The organism is Senegalimassilia faecalis (genome assembly GCF_004135645.1).
GTDB lineage: Bacteria > Actinomycetota > Coriobacteriia > Coriobacteriales > Eggerthellaceae > Senegalimassilia > Senegalimassilia faecalis.
This window is the reverse complement of the sequence record NZ_SDPW01000001.1, coordinates 2428363-2444878: the sequence shown is the minus strand read 5'-3', so window position 1 is coordinate 2444878 and position 16516 is coordinate 2428363. Positions and strand designations below refer to the sequence as shown.

Sequence of the window (16516 nt, the reverse complement as noted above, 5' to 3'; positions counted from 1 at the left end):
CACGGCGGCCGCCCCTTACTTCACGCGCAAAACCACGTATTCGTTCAAGTTGCCCGTCTTGCCATCTGCCTCGAATCGGCTTACAAGGTCCGCAGAATCCGCCACCATCGCCAACAGCCGCTCGATTTCCGGCTCGTCGAAATGATGGCAATAGCGGTACAGCCCCTGCGTATCCTGCCAACCCAAAAGATAATCGTTGCCAGGCAACTCGGGAATTCCCAGCTCAGCACGCGCACGGCTCGTGGTTTCCTGCGCTTTGCGCGCCAGCTTCGCACTGTTCAGGAATCGCCAGAAGCTCACGGCCACGAACCCGCCCGGGCGCACCTTCGCGACAAGCGCGCGCAAAAGCCCCGCCCGCCAACGCTCCAGCGGCACATGATGCATGAACCCGAACGACACCGCCAAATCGCACGACGCATCCGGCACCTCAAGCGCCTTCCGAAGGCAACCGGCGGAAAGCCGCTCAATCGCATCAAGATTCTGGAAGGCTATTCGGGACAACGCGTCGGATTCGTTTCGCTCCCCGGCTTCCACCAGCGGATCGCAATTGTCCACCGCATAACCCGACAACATCCTGCCAGGCAAGGCGTCCGCCAAATACCGCTCGAAACGCAAATTGCCGCAAGCCAAGTCAAGCACACGCAGCGGCTCTCGCCCGCTTGCGCCAGCATCGGCAACAACACATGCCCTCTCGCGACTCTCGCCGTCGGCAGCGTGCGCGTCTCGGCGAACCGATCCTTCAAACGCCCCATCCGCGACGTGCAAAGCCCCAGGTTCGCAACCTATTCGCCAGCCAGCCGCATCCATATCCTCGAGCAACCGCACCCAACCCTGCCACGGCGACTGTCGCGTCTGCGAGAACGATTCGGCGTTCGCGCGATAAAACTCCCCGGTCAACGCGCACAAGCGCAGCGCCAGCACCTCTTCGGCGTCCTTTGCCGCACCACCGCCCGACGCAAGGTCTTCAGCTGCATCGGCCGCGCAAGCTGCGCCGCCGCCTGCGACTGCACACACTTGCTCGCAGTTGGCATCCCCACGCGGTTCCATGTTCTTACGACTCGCGCATCTCTCGGGCGCATTGCGCCAGCACGGTAACAAAGCGGTCGACGTCTTCCGACGTGTTCTGATGGAAGAAGCTCACGCGCAGCGTTTCCCTGCCCTCGCGAAGCGAGATGCCCGCCGCCTGCAGCGACAGCGGATGCTTCCCGCGCCACGTGCCCGGCGCCACCGTCGTGTGGTTTTCCTCGCACGCCGATGCGCGCGACACGAACACGCTGCGATCGGACAGGTAGCGCACCGACTGCGTGTTCGGCACGCCGGGGATGCTGAAGCTCAAAATGTAGGGGCTGCCGCCTGCAGGCGCGTGGATCACCACGTCGCCGATTTCGTGACACAGCCCCGCAATCGCCCGTTCGCGCAGGTCGGCAGCGTGCTTCGCATTCGCTTCCCCGTCGCGCACGGCAAGACGCACGGCCTCGGCCATGCCCGCCGCCAAAAACACCGGTTCGGTGCCCGAACGCAGCCCGCGCTCCTGGTTGCCGCCGAACGCCGTGGTGAACATCTTCACGCCGCGCTGCACGTACAGAATGCCGATGCCGCGCGGACCGCCGATCTTGTGCGCACCGGCCGTCAGCAGCTGCACGCCCCACTCGCGCGGGCACGTAGGCAGCTTGCCGAACGACTGCGTGGCGTCGCAGTGCAAAAGCGCTTCGGGCGCCAGCTCGTCGCGCAGCGCCGCAACTTCCGGAATGGGGAAAATCCAGCCGACCTCGTTCTGCACGCGCATCATGGTGATAAGCGTCGTGGGCCCCGCCTGCAGCAGCTCGCGCAGTTGCCCCAGGTCAAGCATGCCATCTGGCGCCTCAACATACGCGCACGGCCACTTGCTGTCGCGGCGCATGCCACGCACGGTGCGCGTCACCGACGAATGCTCAAGCGACGACGTGATAATCTGCCCCGGATGCTCGCGATGCGCCAAGCACGCGCCGCGGATAGCCAGGTTGTTCGACTCGGTTGAGCCCGACGTGAAGTACACTTCGTCAGCATCCACGCCCAACGCATCGGCAATGACAGCGCGGCTTTCCTCAAGCACCGCCTTCGCCTTGCGTCCCACGGCGTGCGGCGAAGAGGGATTGCCCCAACTTTCCGCCAGCACCTCGTTCATGCGCGCAACAACTTCCGGCAGCGGCTGCGTTGTGGCCGCGTTGTCTAAATATGTCAGCGTGTCTTCCATGCGTTTGCCTTCACGTACTCAACCCACACGCGGCCGCGCTTGCCGGCGCTGCCGCATCTTTGATAGCGCCCATCATTCTAACCCGCGCTTCATAATGTGGGTAAACCGGTCGCAGTTCAGCGCAGAAACATCGATAATCGGCAAAACCGCAGTTCAATCATGGCGTTTTCGTGGGATTGCACTACGTTTGCATAACAATTTCGGGCGCTCTCGGGATTTTTCGTCCACCCCGGGGTCACGTCCTTCGAATTACAAGCCTTTATCTCAAGAATTATTTGCCGCATACTGGCCAAACGGTGCTTCGCTTGCCGGGCGGCCTTCTTTTGCGACAAGGAGGTGCCGCCGATGGATACTCAAACGGTCATTGCGCTCTGCGCGATTTTCACGGTTGTTATCGGAATTGTTGGCTTAGCCAACCGGAATTAGTGAACTGCATGCGTACAAAAAGAGAACCCGGCTTGCCCTTCGAAAACTAGCCGGGTAATCTAACGTACAATGCCGCCCGGTATGCCGGGGCACCGTACGTCGCATATTACACGCTGCGAACACGTTTCGCAAGGGCGCACATGCCGTAAAATACCGCCTATGGAAAAAACGCTGCTGAACATCATCTCCAAGCTGCGCCGCACCAGCGGCCCGCTTGACCCCAACGCGCTCGACCGCATCATCCGCGCACGAAACCGCGAGGTCGCAGGCCCCGTTCGCCATGTGGCGAAGAAAAACCTGCTGCCGCTTTACCAGGACATCAAGGCGCACCAGCCCCAAACGTGGGCCAGCTGGGACATCTCGCCCGAACTTGAGGCGCGCCTGGTTCGCACGCTGCAGGTCAAGCCGCGCCGCACCGCATCGGGCGTGGCCACCGTTACCGTGCTCACAAAGCCGTGGCCGTGCTCAAGCGCGTGCCTGTACTGCCCCAACGACGTGCGCATGCCGAAAAGCTACCTGCACGACGAGCCGGCCTGTCAGCGCGCCGAGCGCAACTGGTTCGATCCGTATCTGCAGGTCACCGCACGTTTGCGCACGCTGCACCAAATGGGGCACGTCACCGACAAGGTCGAGCTCATCGTGCTTGGCGGCACGTGGAGCGACTACCCCGATGCGTACCAGATATGGTACATGCACGAGCTGTTCCGCGCGCTGAACGACATGAGCAGCGAAGCCGCCGTCGAGCACGAAGCGCAGGCGCGTCGCGAACGCTACCGCAGCGCCGGCATTGCCAACGAGCGCGACGACCTTGCCGCCTGGGCCGCCAAGGCGCAGGCGCGCGTCACCGCCGGACAAGCAACCTATAACCAAACGGTGCGCGAACTGTACGCCTGCGGGACGTCAGCGAACGCGCAGTCGTCTCGCGACAACGCGATCTTTGCGCAAATCAAAACCTCAGGCGCCAAGCAAGCAACCGGAGTCTCCGGCTGCCCCGGCTCCCCCCATCTTGTCAGCAGCACGCCCGATGCTCACGCAACCGCTCAAACGCCCCGAACTGGCTGGGCCGCCGTTGCCACATGGCAAACCGCAACGTTTTCCCAGCTAGAAGCCTTACAACGCGCAAACGAAACCGCCGAGCACCGTTGCGTGGGCCTGGTGGTGGAAACACGTCCCGACGCCGTCACGCCGCAGCGCTTGGCCACGCTGCGCCGCCTCGGCTGCACGAAGCTGCAAATGGGCATCCAAAGCCTGGACGAGCGCATCCTTGCGGCAAACCACCGCGGCATCGGCACCGACCGCATGCGCGAAGCGTTCGAGCTTGCGCGCATCTTCGGCTTCAAAACGCACGCGCACTTCATGACAAACCTGTTGGGCGCCACGCCCGAATCCGACGCCGCCGACTATCTGCGCATGGTGGACGACCCCGCGTTCAAGCCCGACGAGGTCAAGCTGTACCCGTGCGCGCTGGTGGACGGAACGGGGCTAGTGGACCGCTGGCACCGCGGCACTTGGCGCCCCTACACCGAAAACGAGCTGGTGAACCTGCTTGCCGACGACATGTTGGCAACGCCGCCGTTCACCCGCATCTCACGCATGATCCGCGACATTTCCGCGCACGACATCATGACCGGCAACAAGAAAGTGAACCTGCGACAGCTTGTTGACCAGGAGCTTTCACGTCGCGGCGCGCCTGTGCAGGAAATCCGCACACGCGAAATCGCGTTCGGCGCGGCCGCGGGCGACCAGCTAACGCTTGCAGAGGTTGCTTACGAAACGGCGAACACGCACGAGGTGTTCCTGCAATGGGTGCGCGACGACAACCGTATCGCCGGCTTTTTGCGTCTGTCGCTACCCCGCGCGCAATACGTTGCCGAACACGCCTGCGACCTGCCCATACACCCCGGCGAAGCCATGATTCGCGAAGTGCACGTGTACGGCCGCGTGGCCGGCCTGCACCAAGGCGGCGAAAACGCGCAGCACCGCGGACTGGGCAGCAAGCTCATCGAACGCGCCTGCGACATCGCCCGCAACGAAGGCTATTCGGCCATCAACGTCATCAGCGCCGTCGGCACACGCGGCTACTACCGCGCCCGCGGCTTCACCGACAACGGCCTGTACCAGCAACGACAGCTGTAGCCCCAAAACCGCAAAGCGCCCGCTGCAATGCACTTCCGACATTGCAGCGGGCGCTTTCATCTCAAAGTTCGCGCACGCCAACTTCTCGCAGGTACAGCGCACCTTCGCGCTGCTCGAACAAGCTTGCGCTTTCCGCAAAGCGCACGTTCGGGCACGCCGAACGAGCAGCGTCCACCTGCGCCAGGGGAATCGCCGCCATCGGCACTTTGCCATCGAAATCGCACGGCACACCAGCGCGCTGCGCCCAATCGCGCACGCGCACCGCATCGGCGCCGAACGCCTTCGCGCACTTCAAGAACCGGTCGCCCGCATCCGCCGTCAGCCACGGATACGCCCCGCGAACAACATCATCGCAGGTGAACACCTTGTTCTGCTGGAACACCTGCCCCGTGTTCTTGTTGTCCGAGCTGCAATAGTGCACGCCCAGACGCAGCCCCTCGCGCTCGACGTGCTCCAGCAGCGCCAGCGCCTCGGCCTCGCTGCCCGCAACGGGAACGCCACCGCCATACCAGTAATCGTACAGGTAGTTGAACGGGTGTTTTCGCAGCTCAAATCCGCGTTTTCGAAACTCGTCGGCATTGCACAGCGGGAAGCAGAACTCCAGCAGGTTGATGCCGCGAACGCCAATGCCGTCGATGCGCGAAAGCATGGCCTTCATCTCCGGCAACGTACCCGGGATCACGGGCATCTCCACCATCACGTCCAGCACAGCGGCAACCGCAGCGGCCATGCGCTCGAACACCGGCGCATCGATGCGTGCCACGTCATCGGGCTTGATGCTGAAGCGCAGCTCGTCAAGCCCCGCCTGCGCCAACGCGGCCAGACACTCGTCGTCAAGCAGGTCGCCGCACGTATACAAGCGCACGTGCACGCCCGGGAACAACTCCTTCGCCCGCGCAACGAACGCAACCACCTCGTCCTTGTGCAGCAGCGGCTCGCCACCCGTCACCGCCAGGCAATCAAAACGCGCCCCGGCGGCATGCGCTTGCTCAAGCTCGGCAACGATATCGCGCTTGTGCGATAGAAAGTACTCGTAATGGTCCTGATTGGGATTGAAGCAAAAGTAGCACTTTCGCGTGCAGCGCAAGTCAACGAAGAACGTAGCCGTGCGCTCGCCCGTGCGGCACGCCATGCACGCCGGCGAGATCCACCCACGCCGCAGCGACCCGCCGCCGTTCTCGCAGCAAGCCCCGCATGCGCCGGCCACGCGCACCCGCTCGCTGCGTGGGCACGACTCGCCCGCCTCGAACGGAACGCCGAACGCCGCAACCGCTTCCTCGTAATCGCGCTCAACCTGGTCAAACGCCTGCGCATATTCGCGAATGTCCACACATCCCCCTCAAAACCGCACGCGCTACGCCGCGGCAAGCTCCCTGGCAAGCTCATCGGCAAAAGCACCGTCAGTCCATGCAAAAGCCGCCAAGGCACCGGCAAACGCGGCGTAATACGCCCGCGTGTCGTTTTGCACAACCTTATCTGCAAAAGCATCAACCCACGTCAGCACATGTTTTCGCACGAAATCAGCCTGCGTGCGCAGCAATTCCGCCGTTGCCGCGTCGTCGCCATCCGCATACGCTTCGTAAGTGCGTTGCCCCATTTTCGCCAGGTAATCCATCATCGCGGCGATATGGTCGTCCGGAAAATGCTGCTCGGCCTTCAAGTGAAACCCCGCGTCATGGTAAAACGAGCGAACATCAAGCGTGCTTTCGCGAAACAGCATGCCATCGGTGCTCACGTACGGCGACTCCCATGGCCTGACAAACGCATCGCCCGGCACCTGGAATAGCTTCGGGTAATCTTCCCGCAAAACTGTCGCGATACCCTCAACATCGCCATCGCTAGCTAGCTTGTCAACGCAGGCCAGCGCCTCATCGACGCATTCGCCCAGCGTGCGCTCCGACAGCCCGATGCGTTTTGCCGCAATTTCCTTGTCATGCGCAAGCGACTCCTCAAGCCACGAAAGCGCGCCTTTTGTCTCGTCGGCAATCAGCAGCGCCGCCATTTTCTTGTCAGCCGCCCCTCCGAACAACCCGTGGAACAGACTGCACAGGTACGTGCGCTGCGCCAGCTTCATGGCCGTGCAAGCTTCTTGTTCCTTGTTACCCATCTGCACTCCTTCAAACACCTCCCAGCATACGGCAAAATCCCACCGAAAGAAAAAACCGCCGCATGACGCCCGAGCACCATGCGGCGGAAAATGCTTCTTACCAGGTAAGTTCGCGCGCGTCTTCGCTAAAGGCGCATTCCTTCGTCTTGATCAAGATGTTGGGATGCGTTTCCTCGGGCGAAGGCAACACGACGATGGTGCCGTTGTCCAGGTTGCTACCGTACTTCGCACGAAGTTCGTCCACGTCGCCGAAATCCAGGGCGCGGTTCGGGCAACCCGCTACGCATGCGGGCTGCGCGCCTTCCTGACGCAAACCGTAGCAGCCATCGCATTTGCCGGACACCCCCTTCTCAGGGAAATACTTCGGCTGGCCATACGGGCAGCTCATAACGCACATGCGGCAACCAATGCACTTGCTTTGGTCCTGAATCACCGTGCCGTCGGCAGCCTTGTAAATAGCGCCGGTCGGGCAGTTCTTCAGGCAAATGGCATCATCGCAATGGTTGCAGCCGAACGAATAGCTAAAGCCCTTCACGCTCGGGAACTCCCCAACGGTGTAAGAATGCGCCTCGCGGTACAGCGTACCCACCTCAAGACGATTCTTGTCCTTGCACACCACCTGGCAGGCGCGGCAACCAGTGCAGCGGCTTTGATCCAAATAGAATCCAACGCTCATGATTCGCTCTCCTTATCCGCAGCTCTAGTTCGCGCTCCAACGCGCCGGCTTGTCGCAGTCGCGACCCAGCGGTGCGCCGGTGTACTTCTCAACGTTGCAAATCTGGTTGTTGTAACCAGAAACGCCCATGCCGGCATATTCGCTGCCGATCAGGTAGTTGTCCGAACCGGCCATATCGATGCCCGTTTCTTCGTCAACATCAACCCATGCGCCGTGAGGCACGCCAACCATACCAGGCATAAGCACGTCCATAACGGCGGCGTTGCGCAGGCCCTTGCCATAAGGCGAGGTCAAAAGCACCGTGTCGCCATCTTCAATGCCCAAGCTCTCAGCATCGCTGCGGGACAGGAACACCGGGTTCGCCCAAGCTTCGCGAAGCCACGGGCAGTTATCGAACACCGTGTGGGAACGACGCAGGTAGTGCGGGTTGAACATCAGGAACGGGTACTCGCCCTTCTCGCCGCCAATCTTGCCGTCCTTGAACGTGGACTCATAGCCCGTGACCGGCACGACATACGTCGGGTACGGCTTGTACTGCTCGATGCCCGGGAAGCCAAACGAGGCCATCAGGTCATAGCGGGCCTGGCAGTAGATCTCCAGCTTGCCAGACTTGCTCTTCAGCGGGTTCGCCTCGGGGTCGTCCACGAACTTCTTGAAGCCGATGTGGCCATACTTGTCATCGCGCTTGCGCGGGAACTGGTAACCGCCGTTTTCTTTCAGCTCCTTGAGCGTGATAATGCCCTCCTGCGACTCGCCTTCCGCATTCAGACCCTTGATGTCTTCGGCAGTCAGCGTGACCAGCGTCTTCATCTTGCCGTCATCGCCCATAACCTTGCAGCCGGCAATCTGCTCGTACAGTTGCTGGTCCTCGGTCTTGTCGTACGCCAGCTTCGGGTCCTTGCCAACGCCAGCGATCAGCAGCTCGCCGATTTCCTGGTCGGTCTTCGCTTCGCCAAGCGGCTGTGTGACGCGGGTGTAGAACGGCAGGTACTCGCGGTTATTGTAGCCGCCGAAGCCGCCGCAGCGCTCCCACTCGGTCGTCACGGGAAGGATGATGTCGGAGTAGCGCGCATTCGTGGTCATGAACTGGGCCAACGTCAGCACGAAGTCCACAGCGCGGTGAGCCTCGATGCCCTCTTTCTGGTTCAGCGACGTCTGCAGCACCGCGTCGGTCATATGATAGATGCACTTGATGGGGCCAAGTTCGGTAGGCTTCGGCTCATGGAACGAGCCGTAGGCGTTCGAAACGTCCTGCGTATGACCGCCGCCATTCTTGATGATTTCGTACATCTGCGGCTGGCGAACGCCCGTGGTAACCGGGTCGGACGTCTTGACCATCTTCGCGGAACCGGCGGAAACCAGGCGCGCGCCGCCATTGCCGGCGTTCGCGTGGTACGCGCTGGCCGTGGCGTGGCCGGACTTGCCCATATGGCCGCCCATGGCGCCAAGCGCAATCAGCAGCTGCGGGAGCATTTCGGCACCATTGCAGCGAGCCATGCCGTAATTGTGCAGAATCATGACCTTGTTGTTCTTCGACAGAATCTGGGCAAGCTCGGTCACCTGCTCGGGCTTCACGCCGCAAATGGGTTCAGCCCACTCCGGCGTCTTCGGCACGCCATCGTATTTGCCAAGAATGTAGTCCTTCAGGTTCTCGTCGATGGTCTTGTCTTCCGGCATGCTTTCCGCATCGAAACCAACCGTGTACTTATGCAGGAAGTCCCAATCGATAATGCCGCCCTTTTCCTCGTCAAGACGCATCATCTCATAGGCCACAGCGAACATGAGTGCCATGTCCGTGCCCGTGCGCACGGGCACCCACTCGGCATCGAGCATCTGGGCCGACGCGTTGTACAGCGGGTCGATCGACACGAACTTCGTGCCCTTGTCGCGCGCGTTGATCCAGTAGTTGATCGGCGTGCCCGCCGCAGACCAAGCAGGGTTGGAAGACCACATGATGATGTAGTCGGCGTTCTCAAGGTCGAAACGGTCGTTGGACGTGTCGGCCTCACCCGTGCCGCAGTCGGTCACCGGAAGGCCCATCTTCGTCACATCGAGCGTGTACGTACCGTGCGACGTGGTGTCCCAACCGCGCACATAGCCGGACAGCACGTTGAGCGTGGTGTTGTTCGCCTTGCAATAGAAACCGGTCGGGCCATACTCGTCGGAGATGCGCTTGATCTCTTCGCAAGCAAGTTTAATGGCCTCATCCCAGCTGATGACTTCCCATTCGTCTTTGCCGCGCATCTGGCCGTTCGATTTCTCGCCGCCACCGGGCTGCCAGCCCTTGCGCTTCAGCGGGTGCAGGATGCGGTCGGAGCCAAAGCATTGCTGCTGCTGAGCCTTGCCACGCACGCAACCGCGCTGCTGCGGGTTCTCGATCGAATCCTCGTGCGTGTCGTCGGTCTTCTGACGCACCACGGCGCCGTCCTTGACCATAACCTTGTTCATGCAACGGCCGCCGCAGTTGTGCCAGCATGCCGCCGAAATCCATTCGCCGTCCTTTGCCGGATCAACGGGAAGTTCATGCTTGTCAACAGCTTCAAGGCTCGACTCCGCAGAGCAACCGGTTGCAGTCAAACCAGCCACACCGGCCATAACGGCCGCGGAGGCGCCCAAAAAGCCGCGACGGGAAATGTTGTTGGAGCTCACAGTAATATCCCCCTTCGATTCCCTACAGCGCGCACGTCGCGTAGAACGCGTAACGGGCAACGGCAACGCCGATAATCAGAGCGGCGCACACGATGATGGCCAGCATCTGCTTGTTTGCGAACTTAGATGCGCACAGCGTCAACACCGCGGATGCAACCGGGGCCACCACAAGGCCGACAATCTGCATGACCGGGCTTGCGCCGGCCGCGCTGAATGCGGCGATCTCAAGCGCCATGCCAACGGCAAGGACAACGTCCATTGCGATCATCGTGTTCGCAACCGGCTTTTCACCCAGGTCAGCGGCACCAAGCGCAACGCACAGGCCCAAGCCCGCGGCCAGGTCGCCCGCCAAGAAGCTCAATACGGTGGCAGGAGCGTCCGTCCACACGGGGTTGCCGTACACGTCGATGTAGGCCGTTGCCATCAAAATCATGCACAGCACCGCGAACACGGCGGTGACCACGCGCAGCGCAAACGGGCTGTCCTTCTTCACGAACGTGACGATCATGTCGATGAGCGCCAGCACGAAGAACACGCCGGACACGGCAACCTCGCGCACCATGCCGGAACCGAAGTTCACCGTTCCGCTGGTCAGGGAGCCCATAGCGCGTGGAATGCTCTGCACATGGGCGGAAGCGGCAATCATGCCAATGGCGAACAGCGCAACCACCACCAGCGGAAGCAGCCACGGACGCTCGCCGGAACGCTTGCGGGTAAAGCAGGCTTCGAACACATATGCGCCCGCAGCAACGCCCCCCAGCAACGTGAATGCAAACAGGGATTCAAGTCCCATGTTTCCCTCCTCTATTTCCTTGCGCCTGAAAATCGGCGCAGCCTTCGATACGCGCCTCGCCCGCGCGCATCGCTCCGATTCGAAACCGTTCATTGGTTTGCGCCTTGCACGCAAAACGGTCTTTCTTGAATCGGCGTTATACGATTGTAGGAAATCAGCTGAAACCCTCCATGGGCTGTTATAGCAAAATTGTCGTGCGACAATCAATAGTGTCGCACGACAATTTTTCTATATATTATCTTATTTTGAGAATAGCAGGTATGCGCTTTTGTTGACTGAGCCGTAACGAAACACCAGGTCATCTGCGCAGTTCAGTCAAACGACCCTCGAACCATACCTTATTGCTTTCCTCAGGATTAGCCGCACACTGCCTTATGTGCCGCACACTCCCCATGCGACACTTACTTCGCGGACACTTCGTCACCCTTCACGTTAAAACCCTCGCTGTACGCGCTCGGCACCACCAGCGTACTGTCGTTGTCCTGCATACCTTCATACGTCAGATGGAGTTTGCGCAGCGCAAGCGCGACCTCGTCGTGATTGTACGTTTGTGCCACTTCGTCAAGAATTGCCGACACGTCTTTCTCGGCTTCCATCAACGTAATACGAGCGCTCTTGCGACACTCAGCTTGCGCCTCAAGCGACATAACCCCTTGCAATTCTTTCGGGATAATCAAGTCGCGCACCTCAACAGACACGATAGAGATGCCCCAGTCCGACACCTTCTCCTCAACCGCCTCGCGCAGCTCTTGATCAAGCTGATGGCGACGCATCACCACGTTGGACAGCGAAGCACGGCCAATCGCATCGCGCAATGCCGTTTGAGCCGACAGCGCCACGGCAAAGTGATAATCCTCAACCTCGGTGCAAGCCTTTTCGGGATCCCACACCACCCAGAACAGCACCGCATCAACATCAAGCGGCACCAAATCACTGGTCAGCGCCTCTTCTGCACCAAACGGCGTTGCGTTCATGCGCTGGTCCACGCGCAACGTACAAAATTCAAACAGGGGAACGGTGAAGAACAGGCCCGGCCCGGCCAACCGATTGAAACGTCCAAGACGCATGACCACAACGCGTTCCCAATCCATACACACATGAACCGAGGACAGTACCGCCAAGCCGATAATCGCCGAAAGCACAATGCCTACAAGCGTCAGTTTATGCGCAATAAGAGCCGACGCGCCTAGCACCAGGCAAAACGCTACGATCGCAAGCACGATGGTTATCAATGTCGCGCCGTTGCGTGTTGCTTTTTTCGTCGGGTCGGACCGATACGCTTCGGCAGCTACGCCGAATTCCATTTCGGAGCGACGATACGTGTCTTTTTGGCCGAGCGCCTGCCCGCCGTTGTTATTTTTGCTTCTCATGCTCCCTCTTCATCCTTCTCACGCACGCCGATACCAACTTCGGGACGTCCTCGTACGCCATCCCCTCTTTCAAGCAGCTTTTCATGAAGTCCTCGACAAGCGCATCCACTTGCCCGCTTGCTTTTCGTATCTTCTCCGGATCGTTCACGAATACGCCGCTTCCACGCACCGTGGTTACGAACCCATCGCGTTCAAGTCCCATGTACGCTTTGCTCACCGTGTTGTACGCAATGCGAAGATCCGCCGCGTACTTCCTTACCGTGGGCAATTTGTCCCCCGCTTTATAGAAGCCCGAGTTAATGAGATACGCCATCCTGTTGCGCAGCTGAACCCACAGCGGCAAGTCGCTGCTCTCGTCGAATTCAAATGCTGGTGCCTCTTTGCTCAATTTCACGCGCAATCTTTCTCGTATCTCAACTTCATACCACCGGCTGAACGCCCGCCGCCACCATGACAAGCCGCAAGCACAAACCGCCAACCAGCACCAGCGTCGAAACCGACGCCGTTGCTGCTACCGTCGTACGACTTCTTGTGATGTTTACAGCGCCTTCAACAGCCAAGGGTAATAGTAACGCGCATCCCACGAACCCCACCCAAAAGAGTAGGGATTGAGCTCCCGCCAAAATACTCCACACCGCAGACAAGCCAGACGCGCCCGCAATATCCCCTAGCAAGAAAACCGCTGCCACAACTTCAAGCACGATAACCACCATATCGGCCCGCAGCAACCCGGCCTCCCAACGTCTAGTGGCGCGACGATCTTCACAAGCGCACATCCCCAACAGCACGATGGCGCAGCCGCACGACAGCGCAGATGCAACAAATAGCGCCGGAAGCCACATTGACTGCCAAAGCTTAACCGCCACAACGCTTTTCAACAGCATGCCCGTGTACGCCATCACCACCACGGCAACGGGTATCCCCATCACTTTTATCACCCGCAACGCTCTGCGAGCGCACTGGCCCATGGTAAAAGTTGCGTCGCAAAACGAGGCAACAAGGCTCGCACACAACAACGACAACGCAAGCGCGCCGATGGAGACCAAGCTCCCCGTCGGATAGATCAGCAGATAGTAGAACGCTTCAGGACGGCCTAAATCCGCAATAAGACATACGACGCCAGCAGCTATTATCGCCAGCGATGCACCATAAACGATTCGCCTTACGCGCCGATATGTTGATTCGCACAGAAACTCTGGTGCACGATAATCGCTTCGTCCTTTACGTTGCGCAACACCGTTGCAAATGTCAAGGGTGGCCTGCACAACATACGCGCCCGCTGCCGCTCCACCCAAAAACAGGTACACCGCAATCAGTTCGCTGAATGTCATGCAACCCCCTCTCTCGTTTGCTACGGACAGCATACCACTGTCGCACGACACTTCGATATGCAAGCACGGCGCCCTCTTTGCTCATGCGGTAATCGCCTTATCGCGCATTCCTGCTGCCGCATGCTCGGTCCCGCCATCGCACAAGCAGCCCCCCGCCTTGCAAATGGGTCTAGCGCGAGAACACCCCAGGGTTCAGGCAATCGACCGGAACGCGCCCTTGCACCGCATCGATTGCTGCCTGCATGGCACGTTGGCGCAGCTCGCGTCCCGACTCTTCCGACCAATATGCTGCATGGGCCGACAGCACCGCATGCGGTGCCTTCATGATGGGGTGGCTGAAGTCGAACGGCTGCTCTTCCTCGAATACATCCAAGCCAGCGCCCCACAGCTTGCCCTCGCACAGTGCCTGCGCAAGTGCCACGGTGTCCACCACGGCGCCGCGCGCCGTGTTCACCAGCACAGCACTGTCCTTCATAAGCGCAAGACGCTGCGCATCGATAAGATGATGCGTCTCGGGCGTCAGCGCCGTATGCAAGCTCACCACGTCCGCCTGTTGCAGCAGCTCTTCCAACCGAAGCACCGGGTAACCCTCGGGAGTTCGACGCCCCGGCTTTAGACTTCGCGACCAACACACTACGTCAAAACCCAAACCGGCCGCTTTGCGAGCCGTAGCGCGCCCAATCTCGCCCATGCCCACGACGCCGAACGTACGGCCACGGCACTGGCCAAGCGGGCGCGTGCGAGCGTAATCCCACACTCCCCGGCGCATGTCGGCATCAAGTTCGTTAATGCGACGCAGTACCGATAAAACAAGCGTAATGGCATGGTCGGACACCACTTCCGTTCCGTATCCGGGCACGTTGCACACAGCAACGCCATGCTCCGTTGCCGCCTCTACATCAATCTCGTCGTAGCCAACGCCCGTGCGACTGACCACCTTCAGGTTCGGACACGCTTCGAACACCTCTCGCGGGAATAAGGCGTACGACGTCACTGCGCCTTGCGCCCCCGTTTCCTGCAAGCTGCGGATTACCGCCTCCACCGTGCGACCGCGCGTGGCTTCGAAGTCGACGCCGGCCTCTTGCGCCATGGCAGCTTCCAGGTTATTGTCCGCAAAGTCCGTATCAACTGCAACGATTTTCGCCATCGCGAAACCCCTATCGTGTGTGTCTGCCGCTACGCGTTTGCCTGCTCGGCCATTTCCTTCAAGTCAGACAAATCGGTGGGGTCGTCAGGCAATTCGAACCCATACGCCTGCGCAATCGCGCGAGCCTGCTCCGCGCGCAGCGAGGCAAGCGCCGTTTGGCCAGCCTGCGTCAAATACTGAGACGACAGCAACAAGCTGCGAGCCACGAACTCCGTGACGCGAGGGTCGGTCCCCGATATCTGCAAAACGCCCGTTATCGACTCGGGCGCCAGCGACAGCAGGCTTTTCCCGTCCATGCCGATAGCGTTGCCCACTACCTCGTCAAGGGTGTCTGCCGCCTCTTTGGGATCCTCGTCTTCATCCATCACGCGGCGCAGGCTTTTAAACATGGCCTGATAAAACGCCAGCAGCAACTTCATCAGATAATCTTGCTCGAACAAAACCTACCCTTTCCCGCTCAATGTGGCCACGCCATCAATGCCGATGCGCAGGAGCAGCAGACGGCTTCATACATTCTCAAAGCCCACCTACCATCCAACGCTTACCGGTTCGCGCTACAGCCGAAACGCAATCCTACGCGTTCGGCGCATGCAGTATCCCCAGATGCTCATACGCGCGCTCGGTTGCCTGGCGCCCCTTCGGCGTGCGGATCAACAACCCTTGCTGCATCAGATACGGCTCGTACACATCCTCAAGCGTATCCGGATCTTCCGCCAAAGCCGATGCCAGCGTAGTCAAGCCCACGGGCCTGCCGCCAAACTGCACGCACAGCAGCTCAAGAATGCGGTTGTCCACAGCGTCCAAGCCAAGCGGGTCAACCTCGAAGAAACTCAGCGCCTGAGCCGCAACATCCTCATCGATTACCCCGTTGCCGCGAACCTGTGCCCAATCGCGCACGCGCTTGAGCATGCGGTTCGCCAAACGCGGTGTGCCGCGGCTGCGGCGCGCAATCTCCAATGCACCATCATAGGAGATGGGCACGTCTAAAATGGAAGCCGAGCGCTGGACAATAGCCGCCAACTCTTCCGGCGTGTAGTACTGCAGCCTGAAGGCAATGCCGAAGCGGTCTCGCAGCGGCCCTGTCAGCAAACCCGTGCGCGTGGTTGCGCCGATAAGCGTGAAACGCGGCAGATCCAAACGAATAGACCGCGCAGCGGGACCTTTGCCCACCACGATATCAAGCGCGAAATCCTCAAGCGCCGGATACAACACCTCTTCGACCATGCGGTTCAACCGATGAATCTCGTCGATGAACAGCACATCGCCTTCTTCGAGATTCGTCAGGATGGCCGCAAGGTCGCCCGTACGCTCGATGGCCGGCCCGCTGGTTGTCTTGATGTTCGCGCCCAGCTCGTTGGCCACGACCGTTGCCAGCGTTGTCTTGCCCAAGCCCGGAGGACCTGAAAACAAGATGTGGTCGGCAACGTCGCCGCGTTCTTGCGCCGCCTGAATGAGGATGGCCAGCGATTCCTTGATTTTCGTCTGCCCAAGGTAATCGCCCAGACGTTTCGGCCGCAAGCTGCGGTCAAGCGCCAGGTCATCCTCGGTCAAATCAGGCGTTACTGCTCGCTGCATCGGGTCTGCGGGCGCAGGCGCGCCCGCACCTGCCTCGAACACCATGCCCTCTATTTTCACTCCATCTGCCACA

At 60.3% G+C, this 16516-nt stretch carries 14 protein-coding genes; 1 reads left to right on the top strand and 13 read right to left on the bottom strand.

All coding sequences use genetic code 11. The annotated features are described in order from the left end of the window. Positions 1-15: 15 nt before the first annotated feature. Both ET524_RS10150 and ET524_RS10145 read right to left on the bottom strand, forming a co-directional pair. Positions 16-1047, bottom strand: coding sequence for a class I SAM-dependent methyltransferase (locus ET524_RS10150; protein WP_129425536.1), 1032 nt, complete (start codon positions 1045-1047; stop codon positions 16-18). A 4-nt stretch (positions 1048-1051) separates the two neighbouring features. Then, positions 1052-2233 (bottom strand): cysteine desulfurase family protein, encoded by a 1182-nt coding sequence (locus tag ET524_RS10145; RefSeq protein ID WP_129425534.1) that lies wholly within the window; start codon positions 2231-2233, stop codon positions 1052-1054. A gap of 585 nt (positions 2234-2818) precedes the next feature. Between ET524_RS10145 and ET524_RS10140 the strand changes: the two genes are divergently transcribed. After that, entirely contained in the window at positions 2819-4795 is a 1977-nt protein-coding gene (locus ET524_RS10140) for an elongator complex protein 3 (protein ID WP_129425532.1), read from the top strand. 61 nt (positions 4796-4856) lie between these two features. On the opposite strand, the gene ET524_RS10135 is transcribed toward ET524_RS10140, so the two are convergent. The 11 genes from ET524_RS10135 to ruvB form a co-directional block, all read right to left on the bottom strand. Then, a complete protein-coding gene (locus ET524_RS10135) occupies positions 4857-6125 on the bottom strand; it encodes a radical SAM protein (RefSeq protein WP_129425530.1) in 1269 nt (422 codons plus the stop codon). Positions 6126-6149: 24 nt separating this feature from the next. Continuing rightward, positions 6150-6902, bottom strand: a complete 753-nt coding sequence (locus tag ET524_RS10130) for a TorD/DmsD family molecular chaperone (protein WP_129425528.1) — start codon at positions 6900-6902, stop codon at positions 6150-6152. Positions 6903-6999: 97 nt separating this feature from the next. After that, on the bottom strand, positions 7000-7578 hold the full coding sequence (locus ET524_RS10125) for a 4Fe-4S dicluster domain-containing protein (protein ID WP_129425526.1): 579 nt from the start codon (positions 7576-7578) through the stop codon (positions 7000-7002). Between the two features lie 24 nt (positions 7579-7602). After that, positions 7603-10227 (bottom strand): molybdopterin-dependent oxidoreductase, encoded by a 2625-nt coding sequence (locus ET524_RS10120; protein ID WP_201738780.1) that lies wholly within the window; start codon positions 10225-10227, stop codon positions 7603-7605. Between the two features lie 22 nt (positions 10228-10249). Beyond that, the gene (locus tag ET524_RS10115; RefSeq protein WP_129425524.1) at positions 10250-11020 is read right to left on the bottom strand and encodes a DmsC/YnfH family molybdoenzyme membrane anchor subunit; all 771 of its coding nucleotides are present in this window, start codon (positions 11018-11020) and stop codon (positions 10250-10252) included. A gap of 401 nt (positions 11021-11421) precedes the next feature. Then, on the bottom strand, positions 11422-12390 hold the full coding sequence (locus ET524_RS10110; protein ID WP_129425522.1) for a slipin family protein: 969 nt from the start codon (positions 12388-12390) through the stop codon (positions 11422-11424). Next, positions 12374-12784, bottom strand: coding sequence for a GntR family transcriptional regulator (locus ET524_RS10105; protein ID WP_129425520.1), 411 nt, complete (start codon positions 12782-12784; stop codon positions 12374-12376). Before ET524_RS10105 ends, ET524_RS10110 begins: the two co-directional genes overlap by 17 nt. A 25-nt stretch (positions 12785-12809) precedes the next feature. Continuing rightward, a complete protein-coding gene (gene nrfD / locus ET524_RS10100) occupies positions 12810-13721 on the bottom strand; it encodes an NrfD/PsrC family molybdoenzyme membrane anchor subunit (RefSeq protein ID WP_161566694.1) in 912 nt (303 codons plus the stop codon). A gap of 169 nt (positions 13722-13890) precedes the next feature. Then, positions 13891-14868: a C-terminal binding protein gene (locus ET524_RS10095; RefSeq protein ID WP_129425516.1), complete on the bottom strand. Its 978-nt coding sequence runs from the start codon at positions 14866-14868 to the stop codon at positions 13891-13893. 29 nt (positions 14869-14897) lie between these two features. Beyond that, a complete protein-coding gene (locus ET524_RS10090; protein ID WP_129425514.1) occupies positions 14898-15308 on the bottom strand; it encodes a hypothetical protein in 411 nt (136 codons plus the stop codon). Between the two features lie 133 nt (positions 15309-15441). Beyond that, complete coding sequence (gene ruvB / locus ET524_RS10085; RefSeq protein WP_129426220.1) at positions 15442-16488, bottom strand: Holliday junction branch migration DNA helicase RuvB; 1047 nt, start codon at positions 16486-16488, stop codon at positions 15442-15444. Positions 16489-16516 lie beyond the last annotated feature (28 nt).